Below are 582 nucleotides of genomic sequence, written 5' to 3' on the forward strand. Positions count from 1 at the left end.
GGCTATACCTGCGTCAACGTCAATCCGCTGTACACCGCCCGTGAACTGGAACACCAGTTACGCGACTCCGGGGCCACTACCATCGTCATTCTGGAGAACTTCGCTGCCACACTGGCGGAAGTGATTGAGCGCACACCAGTGAAGAACGTCGTCATGGCGTCCATGGGTGATTTGCTGGGCTTCTGGTATGGCCAATGGATCAACTTCGCAGTTCGCCACCTGGCCAAGCTGGTGCCCGCCTACAAATTGCCGCTTGCAAACGGGCGCACCGTGACAGCCTTCAATCGCGCAATTGCCGAAGGTAGCCGCCTGCCTCTCAGGCCTGCGCAGACCACACTGGATTCAATCGCCTTTTTGCAATACACCGGCGGCACAACCGGATTGTCAAAAGGCGCCGTACTCACGCATCGCAATATCGTTGCGGCCATTCTTCAGGCTGAAGAATGGTTCACGCCGGCTCTAGAGCGGATAGGCGATGTCAGCAAGACAAACAATATCGCTGCTTTGCCGCTGTATCACATCTTYGCGCTGACGCTATGCCTGCTCTCGATTCGTTGGGGAGCTCATCTGACACTCATTCCG

Annotated in this window: 1 protein-coding gene; it reads left to right on the top strand. The window is 56.5% G+C overall.

The window, feature by feature from the left end; all coding sequences use genetic code 11:
• On the top strand, positions 1–582 hold a 582-nt coding region (locus tag AC1D1X_RS25255), incomplete at both ends, for an AMP-binding protein (protein WP_477699631.1).

This window comes from Polaromonas sp. P1_G4 (assembly GCF_056405475.1).